Raw genomic sequence first — 255 nt, 5'->3', positions numbered from 1 at the left:
CCATCATCGGGCTGCGCTCCAGGCAGATCGCCACCGGCTGGTCCGGCTTCACGCCAAGGCCGACCAGATGATGCGCCAGGCGGTTGGCGCGCGCGTTGAGCTCGCCGTAGCTCAGTTCCTCGGCCTCGTGCACCACGGCCACCCTGTCGGGCGCCTCACGCACCCGCGCCTCGAACAGCTCGTGGATGCACAGCTGCGAAGGATAGTCCGCTTCCGTCCGGTTCAGCTCCTCCAGCAGATAGCCGCGCTCGGCGG

1 protein-coding gene is annotated in these 255 nt (G+C 69.0%); it reads right to left on the bottom strand.

All coding sequences use genetic code 11. The features are described from left to right. Window positions 1-255 (bottom strand): AMP-binding protein (locus PU724_RS34070; RefSeq protein WP_426213873.1); only part of this gene is annotated, 255 nt, incomplete at both ends.

The organism is Mesorhizobium abyssinicae (assembly GCF_049887195.1).
GTDB classification, from domain to species: domain Bacteria; phylum Pseudomonadota; class Alphaproteobacteria; order Rhizobiales; family Rhizobiaceae; genus Mesorhizobium; species Mesorhizobium abyssinicae.
The sequence above is the reverse complement of the archived record's forward strand: the minus strand, read 5'-3'. Positions and strand labels throughout refer to the sequence as shown.